General features: G+C 72.5%; 13 protein-coding genes and 1 pseudogene. 8 read left to right on the forward strand and 6 right to left on the reverse strand.

Annotation, left to right across the window (positions count from 1 at the left end; translation table 11 throughout):
* The first annotated feature begins 58 nt into the window (after positions 1 to 58).
* A complete protein-coding gene (locus AMK11_RS05925; protein WP_073723745.1) occupies positions 59 to 1621 on the forward strand; it encodes a hypothetical protein in 1563 nt (520 codons plus the stop codon).
* Here AMK11_RS05925 and AMK11_RS05930 read toward each other — a convergent pair.
* A complete protein-coding gene (locus tag AMK11_RS05930) occupies positions 1611 to 2024 on the reverse strand; it encodes an organic hydroperoxide resistance protein (RefSeq protein WP_073723747.1) in 414 nt (137 codons plus the stop codon). The two genes, AMK11_RS05925 and AMK11_RS05930, sit on opposite strands and share 11 nt — an antisense overlap.
* Before the next feature lie 138 nt (positions 2025 to 2162).
* Here AMK11_RS05930 and AMK11_RS05935 point away from each other — a divergent pair, with 138 nt between their 5' ends.
* The 3 genes and pseudogenes from AMK11_RS05935 to AMK11_RS05945 form a co-directional block, all read left to right on the forward strand.
* Positions 2163 to 2633: a MarR family winged helix-turn-helix transcriptional regulator gene (locus AMK11_RS05935; RefSeq protein ID WP_073723749.1), complete on the forward strand. Its 471-nt coding sequence runs from the start codon at positions 2163 to 2165 to the stop codon at positions 2631 to 2633.
* Positions 2634 to 2708: 75 nt separating this feature from the next.
* Positions 2709 to 3689, forward strand: coding sequence for a UDP-glucose 4-epimerase GalE (gene galE, locus AMK11_RS05940; protein WP_073723751.1), 981 nt, complete (start codon positions 2709 to 2711; stop codon positions 3687 to 3689).
* A gap of 3 nt (positions 3690 to 3692) precedes the next feature.
* Positions 3693 to 3917: pseudogene (locus AMK11_RS05945) on the forward strand (ADP-ribosylglycohydrolase family protein); the annotation flags it as partial.
* 221 nt (positions 3918 to 4138) lie between these two features.
* Here the strand turns inward: AMK11_RS05945 and AMK11_RS05950 are convergent.
* Entirely contained in the window at positions 4139 to 4771 is a 633-nt protein-coding gene (locus AMK11_RS05950; RefSeq protein ID WP_073723753.1) for a TetR/AcrR family transcriptional regulator, read from the reverse strand.
* Positions 4772 to 4937: 166 nt separating this feature from the next.
* Between AMK11_RS05950 and AMK11_RS05955 the strand changes: the two genes are divergently transcribed.
* From AMK11_RS05955 to AMK11_RS05970, 4 genes are all read left to right on the forward strand, one after another.
* Positions 4938 to 5864, forward strand: coding sequence for an ABC transporter permease (locus tag AMK11_RS05955; protein ID WP_073723755.1), 927 nt, complete (start codon positions 4938 to 4940; stop codon positions 5862 to 5864).
* Positions 5857 to 6720: an ABC transporter ATP-binding protein gene (locus AMK11_RS05960; protein WP_073723757.1), complete on the forward strand. Its 864-nt coding sequence runs from the start codon at positions 5857 to 5859 to the stop codon at positions 6718 to 6720. The genes AMK11_RS05955 and AMK11_RS05960 overlap by 8 nt, the downstream gene beginning before the upstream one ends.
* A gap of 132 nt (positions 6721 to 6852) precedes the next feature.
* The gene (locus AMK11_RS05965; RefSeq protein ID WP_073723759.1) at positions 6853 to 9060 is read left to right on the forward strand and encodes a CDP-glycerol glycerophosphotransferase family protein; all 2208 of its coding nucleotides are present in this window, start codon (positions 6853 to 6855) and stop codon (positions 9058 to 9060) included.
* Positions 9057 to 10745: a glycosyltransferase family 2 protein gene (locus AMK11_RS05970; RefSeq protein ID WP_073723761.1), complete on the forward strand. Its 1689-nt coding sequence runs from the start codon at positions 9057 to 9059 to the stop codon at positions 10743 to 10745. The genes AMK11_RS05965 and AMK11_RS05970 overlap by 4 nt, the downstream gene beginning before the upstream one ends.
* Positions 10746 to 10866: 121 nt before the next feature.
* Here the strand turns inward: AMK11_RS05970 and AMK11_RS05975 are convergent, their stop codons facing one another.
* From AMK11_RS05975 to AMK11_RS05990, 4 genes are all read right to left on the reverse strand, one after another.
* Entirely contained in the window at positions 10867 to 12312 is a 1446-nt protein-coding gene (locus tag AMK11_RS05975) for a hypothetical protein (RefSeq protein ID WP_073723763.1), read from the reverse strand.
* A 97-nt stretch (positions 12313 to 12409) separates the two neighbouring features.
* A complete protein-coding gene (locus AMK11_RS05980) occupies positions 12410 to 17350 on the reverse strand; it encodes an NAD-glutamate dehydrogenase (protein WP_073723765.1) in 4941 nt (1646 codons plus the stop codon).
* 616 nt (positions 17351 to 17966) lie between these two features.
* Entirely contained in the window at positions 17967 to 18641 is a 675-nt protein-coding gene (locus tag AMK11_RS05985; protein WP_073723767.1) for an HAD family hydrolase, read from the reverse strand.
* Between the two features lie 51 nt (positions 18642 to 18692).
* On the reverse strand, positions 18693 to 19211 hold the full coding sequence (locus tag AMK11_RS05990; RefSeq protein WP_073723769.1) for a DUF6912 family protein: 519 nt from the start codon (positions 19209 to 19211) through the stop codon (positions 18693 to 18695).
* Positions 19212 to 19336 lie beyond the last annotated feature (125 nt).

The following is a 19336-nucleotide window of genomic DNA, read 5'->3' on the forward strand; positions in this document are numbered from 1 at the left end:
ACGGAGCCACCGGGAACATACGGCAAATGCCTCGAATGTCCCACCCTTCGCACGTCCCGTGAGCGCCGGTGTCCTCGTCCGGCGGCCCGTGCGCGGTGCCACGGCGCTGCGCGGCGGCCGGTCCTGGCGTCCCACCCCGTACCAGGCCGCCGGTTTCCTGTTCTTCCTGGTGATGACGCTGGCGTACTGGGCGGTGCCGCTGTGCTGCGACGCCGGCCAGCACGCGGCCGTCGTCGAGCGCCTGAAGGCGAACCTCCTGGATCCCCGCCACCCGATGGCCGACCTGCCGGGCGCGGGCAGCGCCTACTACTCGCCGTACGCGGTCGCGCAGGGTCTGTTCGCGCGGCTGACCGGGCTGGGCGGCTGGGAGGTGGTGCGGCTCGCCGGGCCACTGAACCTGCTGGTCCTGCTGACCGGCCTCGGCCGCTTCGTGCGGGTGCTGAGCCCGCGGCCGTGGGCTCCGGTGCTGGCGCTGGGCGCGATGACGCTGCTGTGGGGCACCGAGCGGGCCTGGTGGAGCGGCTACCTCGGGCTGATGTCGATGACGGGCAACCTCGGCTACCCGTCGGCGTTCGCGATCGGGCTCACCTTCTGGGCGTGGGCGCTGACGGGCGCGCGGGCCCGGGACGAGCGCCGGGTGCGGTACGTGGGCCCGAGCGGCCTGCGCGGCCTGCCCGGCTACGCGGGTCTCGGCCTCCTCTACGGCCTGGTCCTCCTCGTCCACCCGATCACGGCGGTGGCGGCGGCACTGGGCGCGGTGGCGCTGGTGGCCGGATGGCAGCGCGGGTGGCGGGGACCGGTCGTCGGGCGGTGGGCGCTGACGGGCGCCGTGGCGGTGGCGTCGGCGGCGCTGTGGCCGTACTTCGACGTGTTCGCGCTGGCCGGGGACGAGAGCGTGGACGGGATGCACCGCGTGCTCTACCTGCACCTGCCCGGGGAGTTCTGGCTGGCGCTGCTCGGGCTGCCGGCGCTGTGGCGGCGCGGACGGGCGTCGGCGCGCGATCCGCTGGTGCTGCTCTTCGCGCTGGACTGCGCGGTGGTGGCATACGGCTGGTTCAGCGGCCACTACACCTACGGCCGCATCCTCGGGCTGACGCTGGTGCCGTTGCAGTTCGCGCTGGCGGTGGAGCTGGCGGCACCCCGGCCCTGGGGGTGGTGGCGCAGGGCGCTGGGCGCGGCGGCGGCCGCGGGGGCGGTGCTGGGCTTCCTCACGGTGCAGGCGGGGGCGGTGGTGCCGCGGGCGCTGGACCCGGTCGGTTTCGAGCAGCCGCCGAACTGGCCGACGTACGAGTGGGCGGCGCGGCACATCGGCCCCGGCGAGGTCGTGATCACCGACGGCTACTACGCCGGGCACGCCATCGCCGGGTACGGGCCGAACCTCGCGGCGCCCGCCTGGCCGGACCCGTCGCTGGACGAGCGGGAGCGCGGGCGGCGGGCGGCCGACGTGGAGGCGTACCTCGCCCCCGGCTCGACCCGCGCCGAGCGCACCGCGATCGTCCGCCGGTACGACGTCCGCTGGCTGCTGCTCACCCGCTGGCAGCCGGTGCCCGAGGAGGCGGTGGTGGTGGCGTGGAGCGAGCGGACGGGCGAGGTGCTGGCGCGGGTCGGGGCTACTCGATGACCAGCTCGACCGGGATGTTGCCCCGGGTGGCGTTGGAGTAGGGGCAGACCTGGTGGGCTTGCTCGACCAGCTTGCGGCCGGTCTCCTCGTCCAGGCCCTCGGGCAGCTCGACCCGCAGCGTGACGGTGAGCGCGAAGCCCTCGCCCTGCTTGCCGATGCCGACCTCGGCGGTCACCGCGGCGTCGCTGACGTCGACCTTGGCCTGCCGGCCGACCAGGCCGAGGGCGCTGCCGAAGCAGGCGGCGTACCCGGCGGCGAACAGCTGCTCGGGGTTGGTGCCCTGCCCGTTGCCGCCCATCTCGACGGGGACGCCGAGCGCGAGGTCGAGGGTGCCGTCGGAGCTGACGGCGCGGCCGTCCCGGCCGTGGGTGGCGGTGGCGGCGGCGGTGTAGATGGCGTCCATGGGAGAACCGTCCCTCTCGTGCGGGAGAAGCGTCGCGACGACGCCTGACACGACAAGTAGAGCACGCAATTCAATCGAACACAACTACATTGTGCGCAACTCAATAGCACGCAAGCCCCGTCGGCTAGCCTGGAGGACATGACCACGCCCGCAACGGACTGGCTCCGCCTGGACCAGCAGATCTGCTTCTCCCTGAACGCGGCCTCGCGCGCCTTCAACGGCGTCTACCGCGTGGTCCTCAAGGACCTCGGGCTCACCTACCCGCAGTACCTGGTGATGCTGGTGCTGTGGGAGCACGGCGAACTGCCGGTGAAGAGGCTCGGCGAGCACCTGCGCCTCGACTCCGGCACGCTGTCCCCGCTGCTCAAGCGGCTGGAGGCGGCCGGCCTGGTCCGCCGGGAGCGCAGCGCGCGCGACGAGCGGTCCGTGGAGGTCCGGCTCACCGGCGAGGGCGTGGCGCTGCGCGAGCGGGCCACCGAAGTACCGCGCCGGATCGCGACGGCCACCGGCCTCGACCTCGCGGAGGTCCAGGACCTCCGCACCCGTCTCGACCGCCTCACGGCGGCCCTGGACACGTACGGCACCGAGGCGGCCCCCACCACGTCCTGACGAGTGCGGCGCCCGCAGGACGCCTGAATGACGGATCATGACCACCGAGGACCACTGACGAGGGGACGGCCGCACATGACCTGGCTGATCACCGGCGGCGCCGGCTACATCGGGGCGCACGTCGTGAGGGCGATGACGGAGGCGGGCGAGACGGCGGTCGTGTACGACGACCTGTCCACCGGCATCGCCGAGCGCGTGCCGGACGGCGTCCCCCTCGTCGTGGGCTCGGTCCTGGACCGCGAACGCGTCGCCCGCGCCCTCACCGACCACTCCGTCACCGGCGTCGTCCATCTGGCCGCCAAGAAGCAGGTCGGCGAGTCGGTGGAGCTGCCCCTGCGGTACTACCGGGAGAACGTCGAGGGCCTGCGCGTCCTGCTGGACGCGGTCACCGCGGCCGGCGTCCCGTCCTTCGTCTTCTCGTCCTCCGCCGCCGTGTACGGCATGCCCGACGTGGACCTGGTGACGGAAGAGACGCCGTGCCTGCCCATGTCGCCGTACGGCGAGACCAAGCTGGCCGGCGAGTGGCTGGTGCGCGCGACCGGCCGGGCGACGGGCCTGTCCACGGCGTCCCTGCGTTACTTCAACGTGGCGGGTGCCGCGAGCCCGGAACTCGCCGACACCGGCGTCTACAACCTCGTCCCGATGGTCTTCGAGAAGCTGACCGAGTCCGCGGCCCCCCGCATCTTCGGCGACGACTACGCGACGCCGGACGGCACCTGCGTCCGCGACTACATCCACGTGATCGACCTGGCCGAGGCCCACGTCGCCGCCGCCCGCGCCCTCCGGTCCGCCCCAGGCCGCTCCCTCACCCTCAACATCGGCCGGGGCGAGGGCGTCTCCGTCCGCGAGATGATCGACCGCATCAACGCCCTCACCGGCCACGACCACCCCCCGACGGTCACCCCCCGCCGCCCCGGCGACCCGGCCCGCGTGGTCGCCTCGGCCGACCGCGCCGCCGCCGAACTGGGCTGGAAGGCCAAGTACGACGTCGAGGACATGATCACGTCGGCGTGGGCGGGCTGGGTGCGGCTGCATCCGGGGGCGGCGCGGGACTAGGCCATGACCAACGCTGCGGTGCCGGTCATCGACCGGGCCCTGGGCGCCGTCATCGGATCGGCCGTCGGTGACGCCCTCGGTGCACCCTTCGAGTTCGGCGCCGAGGGCGCCTTCTCCGCACGCTTCCCCGAGCCGGGGCACGGCGACGAGATGTGCGGGGGCGGCGGCTGGAACCCGGGCGAGGCCACGGACGACACGCAGATGGCGGTCCTGGTCGCCGAGTCCCTACCGGGTCGCCTGACAGCTGTTCACCCTCGCCCCTGACGATCACAGGGCTACCTTGCGTATGAGCAACGACACCCTCTCCGGCCGGACGGTCTGCCTGGTCCCGCTCTCCGTCGACCACGCCGAGTCACTCCTGCCCTCCGCATGGCTGGGTCTGGTCTACGAGGGGACGCTGCGCAGCCACATGGTCCGTCAGGACGGCAGGCGTCGTGACCCGGCCGCCCTCAGAGCGCCTTCAGCCCCTCCGCCGTGGCCCGCGCCAGTGCCGCCAGGTACCCCTTCGGCAGCTTCGGGCTGCGGATGACCACCGAGCGCCAGTAGAGCGGGCCCGAGATCAGGTCGAGGGCGAGGTCGGGGTCGACGGCCGGGCTCAGTTCGCCGCGTTCCGTCGCCGCCTCGAGGATCTTGCTGGCGACGCCGTCCTGCCCTTCCCGCAGGGTCTTCCGCATGGCTTCCGCGATGTCGGGATTACGGGCCGCCTCCGCCTGGAGGTCGGGGATGACCTGCGAGGCCACCGGGTGGCGCAGGGCGCGGGACGTCACCTCGTACAGCAGCCGCAGGTCGCCCTCCAGGGACCCGGTGTCGGGCGCGGGCAGGCCCTGCACGGCGAGCGCGGAGACGATGTCGAGGACCAGGTGCAGCTTGGAGCGCCAGCGACGGTAGACGGCCGTCTTGCCGACGCCCGCGCGGCGCGCGATGCCCTCGATGGACATCCGCGCGTAGCCGACCGCCGCCAGCTCCTCGAAGACCGCCGCCCGGATGGCCTCCGTCACATCCTCGCGGAGCACCGCCGCCCCGGCGGGTGCCCGGCGGCGCGGGCGCGGCTGCGGCTGCGGCTCGTCGGCGTTGGTCGTCATGCGGGCCAAGCATAGGGCGTCACGACGAAACGGTTGCGTTCCGACGTCGCCACGCCCTACGCTCACGTTGCGACGATACGGTCCCGTCCCGACGTTAATGAACCCGCTCCGACACGCAGGTGAACGCCGGGCGCCGCCATCCCTCCCCCGAGCGAAAGCAGCGGATGTGAGCCAGGTCCTCCACACACCGCCTCCGACACCGGCCCCGGCCGCCGCCGACGAACACGACCTCGCGGCCCTCGCCGCCCGCCACGGTCTGACGGTCAGCGGCGCCCGCCCCTCCCTGCCCGAGTACGTCCGCCAGCTGTGGGCGCGCCGGCACTTCATCGGCGCCTTCTCCACCGCCAAGCTCACCGCCCAGTACAGCCAGGCCAAGCTGGGCCAGGTCTGGCAGGTGATGACGCCCCTGCTCAACGCGGCGGTGTACTACTTCATCTTCGGCGTGCTGATGAACACCAGCCGCGGCGTGGAGGACTTCGTCCCGTTCCTGGTCACCGGCGTGTTCGTGTGGACGTTCACGCAGAGCTCGATCATGGCGGGCACCCGGGCCGTCTCCGGCAACCTGGGCCTGGTCCGCGCCCTGCACTTCCCCCGGGCCGCGCTGCCGGTCTCGTTCTGCCTCCAGCAGCTCCAGCAGCTGCTGTTCTCGATGGCCGCCCTCGTCGTCATCCTGCTCGCCTTCGGCGTGCCGCCCGCCCCGTCCTGGGTGCTGGCGGTGCCGGCGCTGGTGCTGCAGTTCCTGTTCAACGCGGGCGTGTCGCTGTTCATGGCCCGGGTGGGTTCCAAGATCCCCGACGCGGCCCAGCTGATGCCGTTCGTGCTGCGCACCTGGATGTACGCCTCCGGGGTCATGTTCAGCATCGACCACATGACCGGCCCGGACAGCGGCCTGCCGTCCTGGGTGGGCACCGTGCTCCAGCTCAACCCCGCCGTCGTCTACATCGACCTGATGCGCTTCGCCCTGATCGACACCTTCGACGCGGGCCACCTGCCGCCCCACGTGTGGGCGCTGGCGCTGGGCTGGGCGCTGGTCGCCGGCATCGGCGGCTTCATCTACTTCTGGAAGGCCGAGGAGACGTACGGTCGTGGCTGACACCCCCGCTGACAACACCCCCGCCGAGCGCGTCCCCACCGTCGTCGCCGACGGCGTCGACATCGTCTACCGGGTCAACGGCACCGGCGCGGGCCGGGGCTCGGCGACCGCCGCCCTCAACCGCATCGTGCGCCGGAAGAAGACCGAGAAGGCGGCGGGCGTACGCCGGGTGCACGCCGTCAAGAACGTGTCCTTCGTGGCGTACCGGGGCGAGGCCATCGGCCTGATCGGCACCAACGGCTCCGGCAAGTCGACCCTGCTCAAGGCGGTCGCCGGCCTGCTCCCGGTGGAGAACGGCCGCATCTACACCGACGGTCAGCCCTCCCTCCTCGGCGTCAACGCGGCCCTGATGAACGACCTCACCGGCGAGCGCAACGTGCACCTCGGCGGCCTGGCGATGGGCATGTCCCGCGCGCAGATCAAGGAGCGGTACCAGGAGATCGTCGACTTCTCCGGGATCAACGACAAGGGCGACTTCATCACCCTGCCCATGCGCACGTACTCCTCGGGCATGGCGGCCCGGCTGCGCTTCTCCATCGCCGCCGCCAAGGACCACGACGTCCTCCTCGTCGACGAGGCACTGGCCACCGGTGACCGCTCCTTCCAGAAGCGCTCCGAGGCACGCATCCGGGAGCTGCGCAAGCACGCCGGCACGGTGTTCCTGGTGAGCCACAGCAACAAGTCCATCCGCGACACCTGCGACCGGGTGCTGTGGCTGGAGCGGGGCGAGCTGCGCATGGACGGGCCGACGGAGGAGGTCCTGCGGGAGTACGAGAAGTTCACCGGCGGTCCGGACAAGGCGGCCGGACCCAAGCCCGCGGCCAAGCCCGCCCCCAAGGCGAAGACGGCCGCCTGACCGCCTCCAGGGCGTCGCGCCTTCCCCCGGGAGGCGCACCTGCGGTTAACCCTTTTGCCTGATTAGTGCCACTATGGCCGAACGACCGAACAGGAGTGTGCCGGGAGCGACGACGGCGAAGGAGTCCCCGCGATGTCCGAGACCCCCGACCTCAGCGTCATCGTCCACGGTGCCAACGTCCAGGACCACCTGCCCGCCCTCCTCGACACCCTCGACGCCCACCCGCTCACCGGCTTCGAGGTGATCGTCGCCGCCGTCGGGGACTGGGCGCGGGAGGCGGCCGAGCGGCACATCCCCGCGTTCACCGTGATCCCCCTCCCGGACGGGGCGGGCGACGCCGCGGCCCGCGCGGCGGGGGCGGGCCGGGCGTCGGGCCGGTGGCTGCACTTCGTCCACGCCAAGGACGGCGTACCCGCGGGCGCCCCGCGCACGGTCGCCGAGCACACCGCGGATCTCCCCGGCACGGTGGACGTCCTGCTCCTCGACCACGTCCGCAGCACCTGGCGGGCCGCCGGCCTCCCCTCCCCCGACGGTCCCCGCCTGGCCCGCGCGGCCGGCTCCGCTCTCCCCCTCGACGACCACCCGGCACTGCTCGCGACGACCCCGCTGCTCGGCAACCGCACCGTGCGCGCCGCGTTCTGGCGGGCCCACGAACGGCTCCTCACCACCGACGACGAGCCGTTCGCCGCGTACACCGCCCTGCTGCTCGCCGACCGCGTCGCCTGCCTCCCCCACCCGGCGTACGAGGACCGGCGGCTGCGCCCCGAGAGCCTGCCGCCGGTCCCGCCCGAGGCGCACTACGCCCTGGTCGAGCGCTACGAGCGGCTCCTGGACCTGTCCGCCGCCCGCCCCGCCGTCCACGCCGTCCTGTACGACCTGATGGTCCGCGACTGCCTGCGCGCCCACGCCCGCGCCGGGATGCCGGACGACGTCGCGCGGGAGTTCTTCCACCGCGCCTCCCTGGCCGCCCGGCACCACCTCCCCGAGGGCCACCGGCGCCGCACCGGCCTCGAAGGAGTACGCCGGTCGCTGCTGGAGCGGGACGCGCACGCCGAGTACCGCGCGCTCCAGGCCGCCAACCGCACGCGCCGCCGGGTGCGGTCGGCGGCGCGCACCGCCAGGCACCACGCCGGGACGCGGCTGCGTACCCTCCAGTACCGCCGGGCGCTCGCCGAGCCGGTCGACCAGCACCTCGCCGTCTTCTCGGCGTACTGGGCGCGCGGCGTCGCCTGCAACCCGGCCGCCATAGCCGCCGAGCTCGCCGAACTCGCCCCGAGCGTGCGTCCGGTGTGGGTGGTCACCGCGGCGAACGCGGCCCTGCTGCCGCCCGGCACCGATCACGTCGTCCCCGGCACCCGCCGCTACTGGGAGGTGCTGGCCCGCGCCAAGTACCTCGTCAACAACGTCAACTTCCCGGACGCGGTGGTCAAACGCCCCGGCACCGTCCACCTCCAAACCCACCACGGCACCCCGCTCAAGCGCATGGGCCTGGACCAGATGCCGTACCCCGCCGCCGCCCGCGGCCTCGACTTCCAGGCGCTCCTCGACCGGGTGGACCGGTGGGACTTCAGCGTCAGCGCCAACAGCCACTCCACGCGCATGTGGCAGCGGGCGTACCCGTCCCGCCACGTCTCCCTCGACCACGGCTATCCGCGCAACGACGTCTTCTACACGGCCGGTGCCACCGACGTCCGCGCGGTCCGCGACCGCCTCGGCATCGCGCCCGGACACCGGGCGATCCTGTACGCGCCCACCCACCGCGACTACGAGGCCGGCTGGACGCCCCGCCTGGACCTGGCCGCGCTCGCCGACCGGCTCGGCGAGGACACGGTCCTGCTGGTGCGCGCCCACTACTTCTACGAGACCACCGCCTCGCCCCTGACGGGCCTGCGGCGCACCGGCCGGATCCTCGACGTCTCCTCCTACGACCCGGTCGAGGAGCTGTGCCTGGCCGCCGACGCGCTGGTCACCGACTACTCGTCGATCATGTTCGACTACGCCAACCTGGACCGCCCGATCGTCATCCACGCCGACGACTGGGAGACGTACCGCACCACCCGCGGCGTCTACTTCGACCTGACGGCCGAGGCCCCGGGACCGGTCGCCCGCGACCAGGCCCAGCTGACGGAGTTCCTCACCACCGACGCCTGGCGCGACGAGCGGGCGGCGAAGGCGCGGGCCGCCTTCCGCCGCCGGTTCTGCGAGTACGACGACGGCCGCGCCGCCGAACGCGTCGTCCGCCGGGTCTTCCTCGGCGAGGACGAGCGGACCCTGCCTCCCGTCCTGCCCGTCGAGGAACGCACCCCGGCCCCCAGCCCCGAGGAGGCGACCACGTCATGAGCACCGACCGGGAGACGCACACGACCCCCGACGTGACCGTCACGGTCATCGTCTACAACGACGCCGAACGCCTCCCCCGCGCGGTGGCGTCCGTACTGCGCCAGACCCACGCGAACATCGAGGTCGTCATCAGCGACGACCACTCGACGGACGCGACCGAGGAGGTGGCGCGCGAGCTGGCGGCCCGCGATCCCCGCGTGGTGTACCTGCGGCTGCCCGAGAACAGCGGTGGGTGCAGCGCCCCGCGCAACCGCGCCCTGGAGATCGCCCGTGCCCCGTACCTGATGTTCCTGGACAGCGACGACGAACTCCCCGAGCGCGCCGTCGAGGTCCTGCTCGCCGCCCACCGCGAACGGGACATCGACTTCGCGATGGGGGCGGTGCACCGGATACGCGTGGACGGCGGACGCCGCACGACCTGGATGCCGCACCTGGTCGCCGAACGTCGCACACTCGACGGCATCGAGGCCGACCCGCGGCTGTTCTTCGAGCACCTGTCGACCAGCAAGATGTACGCCCGCGCCTTCCTCGACCGCCACGACCTGCGCTTCCCCGAGGGCATCCACTACGAGGACCAGCTCTTCTCGGCGCAGGCGTACTGCCTGGCCAAGACCTTCACCGTCGTGCCCGAGCCGGTCTACCGCTGGTACATCGCACCGTACGCGGCCTCCGAGGCTGCCTCCATCTCCAACCAGCGGCACAAACTGACCAACGTCCGCGACCGCGTCCACGTGCAGCGCCTCATCGACGGGTTCCTGGCGGAGAGCGGGCACGAGTCGCTGCGGGAGGACAAGGACTTCAAGTTCCTCAAGCACGACTTCCGGATGTACGCCGGTGACCTGCCGTACCGGGACGACGCCTGGCTCGCGTCCTTCGCGGACATCGTGGTCCCGTACCTCGACACGCTCACCCCGGGCGCCTGTGCGCGCCTGCCCCGCGACGAACGCGTGGTGCTCCAGCTGGTCCGCGAGCGCCGCCTGTCCGACGTACGCGTCGCGGCCCGGGGACTCGGCCACGGCGTGGCCCCGCGCCACATCACGCCGGACCCGGCGGACGGCCGCACCTACTGGGGCGAGCAGGTCCCGCGCTCGGAGCCGGCCCGCCGCGAGCTGGACCTGACGGAGCTGGAGCTGGACACCCGCCCGTTCTTCGCCGCCCACCTCCGTCACGAGATCACGGAGATCGCACGCGGCCCCGGCGCCACGGTCGGCCTGACCGTCCGCACCTACGACCCCGCCCTCCGCCTCCCGGTCGGCCCCCAACGCGCCGTCCTCCACCTCGCCCCCGGCCGCCGTCGCCTCACGGTCCCCTTCCGCCTCTCGCCCGTCCGCCCCGGCGTCTTCGAGGGCCGCGTGCGCCTGGACCTGGCGGCGGCCCGCCTCCCCCTCCAGGGCTTCGAGGGCGTCCGCCATCCCGTACTCCGGCTCCGCCACCAGGGCCGGACCCACACAGGATTCCTCCTGGCTCCCCTCGCCTTCCCACCCCTCACCGCCCGGATCCCGTACCGCTCGGGCGCCCTGCCCCACCGGGTCACGGTGGAACCGGAGGGCCACAACCCAGGACGGCTCCAGGTCCGCTGGCAGCCGGTCGGCGCCACAGCGACGGTCATCCGCCCAACCCTGCGCCGCCTGGCCACCCCACGCGTGAGACGCGCGGCGCATTTGGCGGCGAGCGTCCTGCGCTGACGCTCGGCCGCAGCTGCCGCAGCTGCGGGCAGTCGTGCCGCTGGGGCGGCCCGGGTGGGCGCAGCGGCACCCCGCCACGCCGGGCTGCGGCACCCCCCCCCGACGGCCACACCCACCCCGCTCACGCCACCGCGTACAGCACCTCCCCACCCGGCCCCCGCGCCACCACCCGCAATCCCTCAACCCCCCGCAGCCCATCCCCCCGATCCACCACCCACCGCACCCCGTACTCCCGCAAGATCCCCCGCCGCACACTCCCCTCCACCCCCTCCGAGAAGTACGCCCGCACCGCCCCCACCCGCTCCCCCTCGTCCCGCAGGAAGAAGTCGGGATACCCGGGAGCCACGGTGTACGCCCCGTACGCCGGAATCTGCCGCGAGGGAAACTCCCGCGCCATGACCACGTCCCCGTACCCCACCCACGGCGTGATCCACCGGTACCCCGCCCAGGGCTCCCGGTACTTCGCCTCGACCACCCCCGGCAGCAGCCCCCGGTCCACCACGTACCCCAGCGTCCCCGCCTGCGCCCACGCCCCCGCCGCCAGCGCCGCGCCCAGCACGCACGCCCACACCGTCCGCGCCGCCCGCCGGCCCGGCCCGACCACCTCCAGCGCCACCGCGAGCTGCGCCGGGATCAGCGCGGCGGGCAGCGCCCTCCCCCAGGACCAGTGCCCGCTCACCCCGCCCGCCACGAAGACCACCGCGCCCAGCGCGAAGAACAGCACCAGTACGTCACGCCGGTCCCGCCACCACCGCACCCCCAGCGCCGCCACTCCCACCAGCACCAGCCAGTACCGCCCGGGCAGCTCCCGGTACAGCGACCGGTGCACCGCGTTCATCCCGTCCCCCGCACCGAGCAGGGCGAAGAAGTCGTAGTACGGCCAGGCCCACAGCACCACCACCCCCAGCACCAGCCCCACACCCAGCCGCCCCCAGACCCGCCACCCCGCCCGGGAGCCGAGCACGACGGCGAGCGCGCCCAACGAGGCGACGACCCCCGAGAACTGGTGCACGAGCAGGATCACCGCCCACAGCGCCCCGCACCCGGCCCAGAGCCACCGGCCGGCCGGCCGCCGCGCCAGCCACGCCCACAGGTGGAACGCGAGACCGAGCGCGAGCACGCTCGGGTAGGCCACCGTCAGCGCGAGGGAGTGGAAGCCGAGGAAACCGCTCCAGCTGAACTCCTCCGTGCCCCACAACAGGACCAGACACAGCAGCGCGAGCGGCGGCGCCGCCGGGTGCCCGCTCAGCGTGCGGACGTAGCGCCACACCCCCGTCACCAGCACCCCGAGCGCCACCAGCGCCCCGATCCGCAGCACGACGAAGACGGAGAACCCGGTCAGCTTGGCCAGTGCACCGAGCAGCACCGTCCACGGCGAGTAGTACGGGCTCGGCGTGTCCGCGTCGACGAGGGGGTTGCCGGGGTCGGTGAGGCTGTGCCGCAGTCGTTCGACGGTGGCCGCGTGGATGCCCAGGTCACCGGCCCAGGGCAGCCGGACGACGGCCAGGAGCAGGAGCAGCAGGAGGACGAGCGCGGCGACGCGTGCGGTCCAGAGACGCCCAGTCACCCCGTCACCTTATGCGGAGTTCCGGACACACCAGGCAGACCGGACATGAAGGCGCCCCGGGTCACCTCGACCCGGGGCGCCTCACACGGCTACGCCGTCACGAGTGCGTCCGCAGCAGCGTCCGCATCGTCCGCATCGCCACGGACAGGTTGGACAGGTCGAACGCGTCCGAGCCGTGGATCTCCTCCAGCGTGGTGCGGGCCCGGCCGAGGATCGCCGCGTTCTTCTGCTCCCACGCCTTGAACCGCTGCTCGGGCGTCGACGTGCCGTTGCCGGCCGCCAGCACGTCGGCGGTGAGCGCCGCGTGCGCCGCGTACAGGTCCTCGCGGATCGCCGCGCGGGCCATGGACTGCCAGCGGTCGTTGCGGGGCAGATCGCTGATCCGGTCCATCAGCTGGGTGACGCTGAGCCGGTCGGCGAGGTCGTAGTACACCTCGGCGACGTCCAGCGGCTCCTTGCCCATGCGGTCGGCCACCGACACGATGTCCAGCGTCGGGAAGGCCGAGGAGAACCCGGCCACCCGCGTGGCCGGCTCGTCCGGGACACCGGCGGCGGTCAGCTCGTCGTAGATGTGCTGGTACCACTCCGCGTCCGCGCCGCGCAGCAGCTTCGGCAGCTGCGACCAGACCTGCTCGACGCGCTCGGCGAAGAAGTCCACCGTCTCGGCGAGCTCCAGCGGCTGCGGCCGGTTGTTGAGCAGCCAGCGCGTGCCGCGCTCGACCAGGCGCCGCGAGTGCAGCCGGATGCGCGTCTGGACGGCGGCCTCGACCTTGGTGTCCAGGGCCTCCACCGCGTCCCACACCGGGGAGGAGCGGAAGATCGCCCGGGCCGCGGTCTGCGCCCGCACGATCTCCTCCAGCGACGCGCCGGTCTCCTCGCGCATCCGGTGCAGGTACGTCGTACCGCCCGTGTTGACCGTGTCGTTGACCAGGACGGTCGTCGTGATCTCGCGGCGCAGCGGGTGGCCGTCGATCTGGTCCAGGAACTGCTCGCGCAGCGCCGTCGGGAAGTAGGCGTGCAGCAGGCCCTTGAGGTACGGGTCGTCGGGCAGCGAGGTGTGCAGCAGCTCCTCGGCGACCGTGATCTTCGTGTACGCCAGCAGTACGGCCGTCTCCGGGCCGGTCAGGCCCTGTCCGGCGCCGAGGCGTTCCCGGATCTGGCGGTCGGTGGGCAGGAACTCCAGGGCCCGGTCGAGGCGGCCTTCGCGCACCAGGTGGCGCATGAAGCGCTGCTGGGCGTGGAGCATGTCGTTGGACTGGGCGAGCGCGTTGGCGATCGCCGTGTTCTGCGCGTAGTTGTTGCGCAGGACCAGCGCGCCGACCTCGTCGGTCATCTGGGCCAGCAGCTTGTTGCGCTGCTTGACGGTCATGTCGCCGTCCTTGACCAGACCGTTGAGCAGGATCTTGATGTTCACCTCGTGGTCGGAGGTGTCCACGCCCGCGCTGTTGTCGATGGCGTCCGTGTTGATCTTGCCGCCGGTGCGGGCGAACTCGATCCGGCCCAGCTGGGTCAGGCCCAGGTTGCCGCCCTCGCCCACGACCTGGACCCGCAGGTCCTTGCCGTCGACGCGGATGGCGTCGTTGCCCTTGTCGCCGACGTCGCCGTTGGACTCGGTGGACGCCTTGACGTACGTGCCGATGCCGCCGTTCCACAGCAGGTCAACCGGGGAGCTGAGGATCGCCTTCATCAGCTCGGCCGGGGTCAGCTTGGTGACGCCGGACTCGATGCCGAGGGCCTCGCGCATGTGCGCGTTGACCGGGATCGACTTGGCCGAGCGCGGGAAGACGCCGCCGCCCGCCGAGATCAGCGCGGTGTCGTAGTCCTCCCAGGAGGAGCGCGGCAGCTCGAACAGACGGCGCCGCTCGGCGTACGAGGTGGCCGAGTCCGGGTTCGGGTCGACGAAGATGTGCCGGTGGTCGAAGGCGGCGACCAGGCGGATGTGCTCGGACAGCAGCATGCCGTTGCCGAACACGTCGCCGGACATGTCGCCGATGCCGACGACCGTGAAGTCCTGGGTCTGGGTGTCCACGCCCAGCTCCCGGAAGTGCCGCTTGACGGACTCCCAGGCGCCGCGGGCGGTGATGCCCATGCCCTTGTGGTCGTAGCCCGCGCTGCCGCCGGAGGCGAAGGCGTCGCCGAGCCAGAAGTTGTAGGACTCGGCGACCTCGTTGGCGATGTCCGAGAACTTCGCCGTGCCCTTGTCGGCGGCGACCACGAGGTACGTGTCGTCCTCGTCGTGCCGGACGACGTCCGCGGGGTGCACGACCTCGCCGGCCACCATGTTGTCGGTGATGTCGAGCAGTGCCGAGATGAACGTCTTGTAGCTGGCGATGCCCTCGGCCATCCAGGCGTCGCGGTCGACGCTCGGGTCCGGCAGCTGCTTGGCGACGAAGCCGCCCTTGGCGCCGACCGGCACGATGACGGTGTTCTTCACCATCTGCGCCTTGACCAGGCCGAGGATCTCCGTGCGGAAGTCCTCCCTCCGGTCCGACCAGCGCAGCCCGCCGCGCGCGACCTTGCCGAAGCGCAGGTGGACGCCCTCGACACGCGGCGAGTACACCCAGATCTCGAACGCCGGACGGGGCGCGGGCAGGTCGGGGATGGCCTGCGGGTCGAACTTCATGGAGACGTAGTCGTGCGGCTTGCCGCCCGCCGCCTCCTGGAAGAAGTTCGTCCGCAGCGTCGCCTTGATGACGGTGAGGAAGGAGCGCAGGATGCGGTCCTCGTCGAGGCTGGCGACCTGGTCGAGGGCCGCGTCGACCTCTTCGAGCAGGGCGTCGACGATCTCCCGCCCGGCCCGCTGGCGCTCCGGGGCCATCCGCGCCTCGAAGAGGGAGACCAGCAGGCGCGTGGTGTGGACGTTGTTGCGGAGGGTGTCCTCCATGTAGTCCTGGCTGAACGTCGACCCGGCCTGCCGCAGGTACTTGGCGTACGCGCGCAGCACCATGGCCTGCCGCCAGGTCAGGCCGGCGCTGAGCACCAGGGAGTTGAAGCCGTCGTTCTCCGCCTGCCCGTTCCAGGTCGCGGCGAAGGCTTCCTGGAACCGCTCGCGGGCGTCGTCGCCCAGGTATTCGGCGCCGCCGGCCACCGACTTCGGCATACGCAGCCCGAAGTCGTAGATCCAGGCCGTGGTGCGGTCCGCGCAGCGCAGCTCGTACGGCCGCTCGTCGGTGACCTCGACGCCGAGCCGGCTGAGCACCGGCAGCACGGCGGACAGGGAGACCGTGCCGCCCTTCTGGTAGATCTTGAACCGGCGTTCCTCGGGCGCGGCACCGACCGGCTCGTACAGGCTCAGCGCGAAGGTCTTCTCCTCGTCGAGCCGCTCCAGGTGACCGAGGTCGGCGACCGCGGAGCGCGGGCCGTGGTCGGCCTTGTAGCCCTCCGGGAAGGCGCTGCCGTAGCGGCGCAGCAGCTCCGCCGCGTGCTCCTCGCCGAACTCGGCGGTCAGCGCCTCGGCGAACCCGTCGGCCCAGGAGCGGGCGGCCTCGACGAGACGGGCCTCGACGCGTTCCTTGTCGGCGTCGGACAGGTGCGGCAGCTCGGTGCCCTGCGGGACGCGGACCACGAAGTGCAGCCGGGACAGGATCGACTCGGTGTTCCAGGCCGTGAAGTCGACGCTGGTGCCGCCGAGCTCCTCCTTGAGGATGTCGATGATCCGCAGCCGCACGCCGGTGGTGTAGCGGTCGCGGGGGAGGTAGACGAGGGCCGAGTAGTAGCGCCCGTACTCGTCCTGGCGCAGGTAGAGCCGCAGCCGGCGCCGCTCCTGGAGGTAGAGCACGGAGGTGACGATGGACTGGAGCTCGTCCGGCGGCGTCTGGAACAGCTCGTCGCGCGGGTAGGTCTCCAGGATCTGCAGCAGGTCCCGGCCGTCGTGGCTGTTGGGCGAGAACCCGGCCCGCTCCAGCACCTCCTCCACCTTGCGCCGGATCACCGGCACCCGGCGGACGGACTCGGTGTAGGCGGCGGACGAGAAGAGCCCGAGGAAGCGGCGCTCACCGACGACGTTGCCGTTCTCGTCGAACTTCTTGACGCCGATGTAGTCCAGGTACGACGGCCGGTGCACGGTCGCCCGGCTGTTGGCCTTGGTCAGCACCAGCAGCCGGTGCTCGCGGGCCTTGGCCCGGGCGTCGGCCGGGAGCCGCTCGAAGGAGGGGCTGACCGGGTGGCTCTCGTCGGACGCGTGGTGCGGGTCGGAGCGCAGGATGCCGAGGCCGGTGCCGGGGACGGCGGCCAGGGAGTCGTCGCCGCGCAGCTCGTACTCGCGGTAGCCGAGGAAGGTGAAGTGGTCGTCGGCCAGCCAGCGCAGCAGTTCGCGGGCCTCCTCCAGCTCCCGCGGGGGCAGGTCGCCGGGGGTCGGCTCGTCCGGCAGCCGCTCGGCGATACGGACGGCCGCGTCGCGCATCTTGCCCCAGTCCTCGACGGTCTCGCGGACGTCGTTGAGGACGCGCAGCAGGTCGGCGGTGATCTGCTTCAGGTCGCCGCGGTCGGTCTCGCGGTCGATCTCGACGTGGATCCAGGACTCGACGTGCGCGTCGTGCGGCAGGTCGGCGGAGGGTCCGCCGGTGAGCACCTCGACGAGCTTGCCGGTGAGGTCGCGGCGCACCACGATCTGCGGGTGGACCACGACGTGGATGCCGCGGCCCTGCCGGGTCAGCTCGTTGGTCACGGAGTCGACGAGGAACGGCATGTCGTCGGTGACCACCTCGACCACGGAGTGGCTGCACGTCCAGCCGTTCTCCTCGACGGTCGGGGTGTGCACCCGCACGTTCGCCGTGCCCTGCGGGCGGTTCTCGGCCAGCCGGTAGTGCGAGACGGCGGCTCCGAAGACGTCGACCGGGTCGCGGTCGGTCAGGTCCTCCGGGGCGGTGTGCCGGTAGTAACGCCTCAGGAACGCGAACACGGATGCCTGGTCCGGGGTGCCCGGCGTGCCCTCGTCCGTCGTCCCAGTCGGTAGGTGCCCCCCGACCGGGCTGTTCTCAGCTACCCGCGCAGCCCTTTCGAGCAGCTCGGCCTTGGCTTCGTCCAGCTTGGTCTGCATTGTCCTCTGGCTCCTGTCGCGCGCCGTTGCGTGACGTTGAAGGAAGTACGGTCTCCTGCCTTCCGGCACGTCCTCGGGACACGGGGTGTCCGGTCCGTTCAGACGCTATGCCGCAAGGTGAGAGGAGCGGGGGCATATCAGCCAATGTCGCCACGTTCACCAGGTGTGACGTCGCTCTCGTCGTCACCGTCCGGGGAGTGCGCGGCGTCGTACCGGGGGCCTTCGATGCCCCGTCCCGCCCGCGAAGACCAGCGACCGCCGCCCGGACACGGATGTCGTCCGTGCTCACCGGGCGCAGGGCGGAGGCAACGGTGCCCCCGCGAGCTATCGCGCTGATCACGCCACAAGGCTATCGCCCCCCGCCGGGCTCCCGTCACGACCCGTATGTGTACAAAACCAGGACCCAAACTTTGACGTTCTGCACAGAGACACCGGTCATACCCGCGCAGCCGTCCCGCGCAGCTGCGGGCAGTCGTGCCGCTGGGGCGGCACGGGTGGGCGCAGCGGCACGCCCCGTAGCGCCGGGCCGCGCAACCCACCCCCGACGGCCACACCGACGCCGGGTCAGCGCACAGCCGCCCGCCGGCTTCTCAGTCCCCGCAAACCGGCGGCAGCCTCACGCCGCCAACCGCGCCGCCTCCACGACCGCCTCCGCCAACGTGTCCACCACCGGCACCCCAGCCCCCTCCAGACTCGCCCGACTGTGCGACCCCCCGGTGTAGAGCACCGCCCGCGCCCCCACCCGCCCCGCGGCCACCGCGTCGTCCGCGGCATCCCCGATCACCACCGTGCGCGCGGGATCGACCGCCGCCGAACCGGCCAGCGCGGCGATGTGCCGCACCATGTGCTCCGCCTTGCTGCCCCCGGACGGCCCGGTCCGTCCGTCGACGCGTATGAAGTGCGACTCGATCCCGAAGCCCTTGACCAGCGGCACCAGCTCGTCGTGCCCGTACATGCTGAGGATCGACTGGCTGCGTCCCGCCGAGCCCCAGTCCGCGAGCAACTGCGCCACGCCCGCCGTGAGCCCGCACCGCACCCGGTGCTCGGTGTAGTGGCGCTGGAAGGTCGAGTCCATGAGCTGCCACTCGGCGTCGGTGGGCAGCCGCCCCATCAGCCGCTCGTAGAACTTCGGCACCGGCACGCAGTACAACGCCCGGTACTGCTCCAGCGTGATCGGCGACAGCCCCAGCTCGGCGAAGGCCGCGTTCGTCGCACCGATGATCGCGTCGTTGTCGTGGAACAGCGTCCCGTTCCAGTCCCAGACGATGTGCGCCCCTGTCTGCATCCCCATGCCAGAAAACGTACCCGCCGCCACTGACAATCAAGGCGGGCCGCCGCGACGTCAGTCGCCGGCGGCCTCGACCAGGCTCGCGATCTCCTGCGTCGCATACCAGAGCAGCTCGTGGTCCTCCGTCCCGTCCACCACGAACTGCGCGTCGTCGTCCCCGCCGTCCGCCGCATCGAGGGCCCCGGCCGCCGCGGTCACGTCCGCCTCGGCGTCGGCGGAGTCGACGTGCACCGAGGCCGCCTTGGCCAGCGGCAGGGGTCCGGCCACCCGCACCTCGCCCGGCGCGGCGGGACCGGGCCCGTGCTCCGGGCCGGCGGAGGCCGCCCCGTCGGGTACGTCGGCGGCGACCACGACCCGGCGCCGCGGCGCCCCGGCGTCGGCCGCCAGCAGCCGCAGCGAGGCCAGCGCGGCCCGGTTGAGCGCGGCGTACTCCAGCTCCTCGGTGTCGTCCGAGCGGTACCACTCGCGCAGCGCCGGTGTGACGGCGTGGGCGACGAGCGGCCCGGTTCCCAACTGTCCCGTCCTGTGCGCCTCGGCGAGACCGGAGAGGGTCAGGGGAACGTAGACGCGCATGGGGCTGCCGCTTTCGTGGTCGGGGCCTTTGCCGGGTGCCCGGGAAAGGCCGGGAAGAGCCTTCAGGATACGTGCGGGTGTCCCCTTTCGAGTCCCTGCCCGTGACGCCTGACGCGTCCACTTCC

It is taken from the genome of Streptomyces sp. CB02414 (assembly GCF_001905385.1).
Lineage (GTDB): Bacteria > Actinomycetota > Actinomycetes > Streptomycetales > Streptomycetaceae > Streptomyces.

Excerpts from the sequence above, each read along its gene's own strand:
- AMK11_RS05985 (WP_073723767.1), bottom strand. The coding sequence starts at position 18,641 with ATGGGGATGCAGACAGGGGCGCACATCGTCTGGGACTGGAACGGGACG.
- AMK11_RS05980 (WP_073723765.1), bottom strand. The coding sequence starts at position 17,350 with ATGCAGACCAAGCTGGACGAAGCCAAGGCCGAGCTGCTCGAAAGGGCT.
- AMK11_RS05930 (WP_073723747.1), bottom strand. The coding sequence starts at position 2,024 with ATGGACGCCATCTACACCGCCGCCGCCACCGCCACCCACGGCCGGGAC.
- AMK11_RS05970 (WP_073723761.1), top strand. The coding sequence starts at position 9,057 with ATGAGCACCGACCGGGAGACGCACACGACCCCCGACGTGACCGTCACG.
- AMK11_RS05965 (WP_073723759.1), top strand. The coding sequence starts at position 6,853 with ATGTCCGAGACCCCCGACCTCAGCGTCATCGTCCACGGTGCCAACGTC.
- AMK11_RS05950 (WP_073723753.1), bottom strand. The coding sequence starts at position 4,771 with ATGACGACCAACGCCGACGAGCCGCAGCCGCAGCCGCGCCCGCGCCGC.
- AMK11_RS05935 (WP_073723749.1), top strand. The coding sequence starts at position 2,163 with ATGACCACGCCCGCAACGGACTGGCTCCGCCTGGACCAGCAGATCTGC.
- galE (WP_073723751.1), top strand. The coding sequence starts at position 2,709 with ATGACCTGGCTGATCACCGGCGGCGCCGGCTACATCGGGGCGCACGTC.
- AMK11_RS05990 (WP_073723769.1), bottom strand. The coding sequence starts at position 19,211 with ATGCGCGTCTACGTTCCCCTGACCCTCTCCGGTCTCGCCGAGGCGCAC.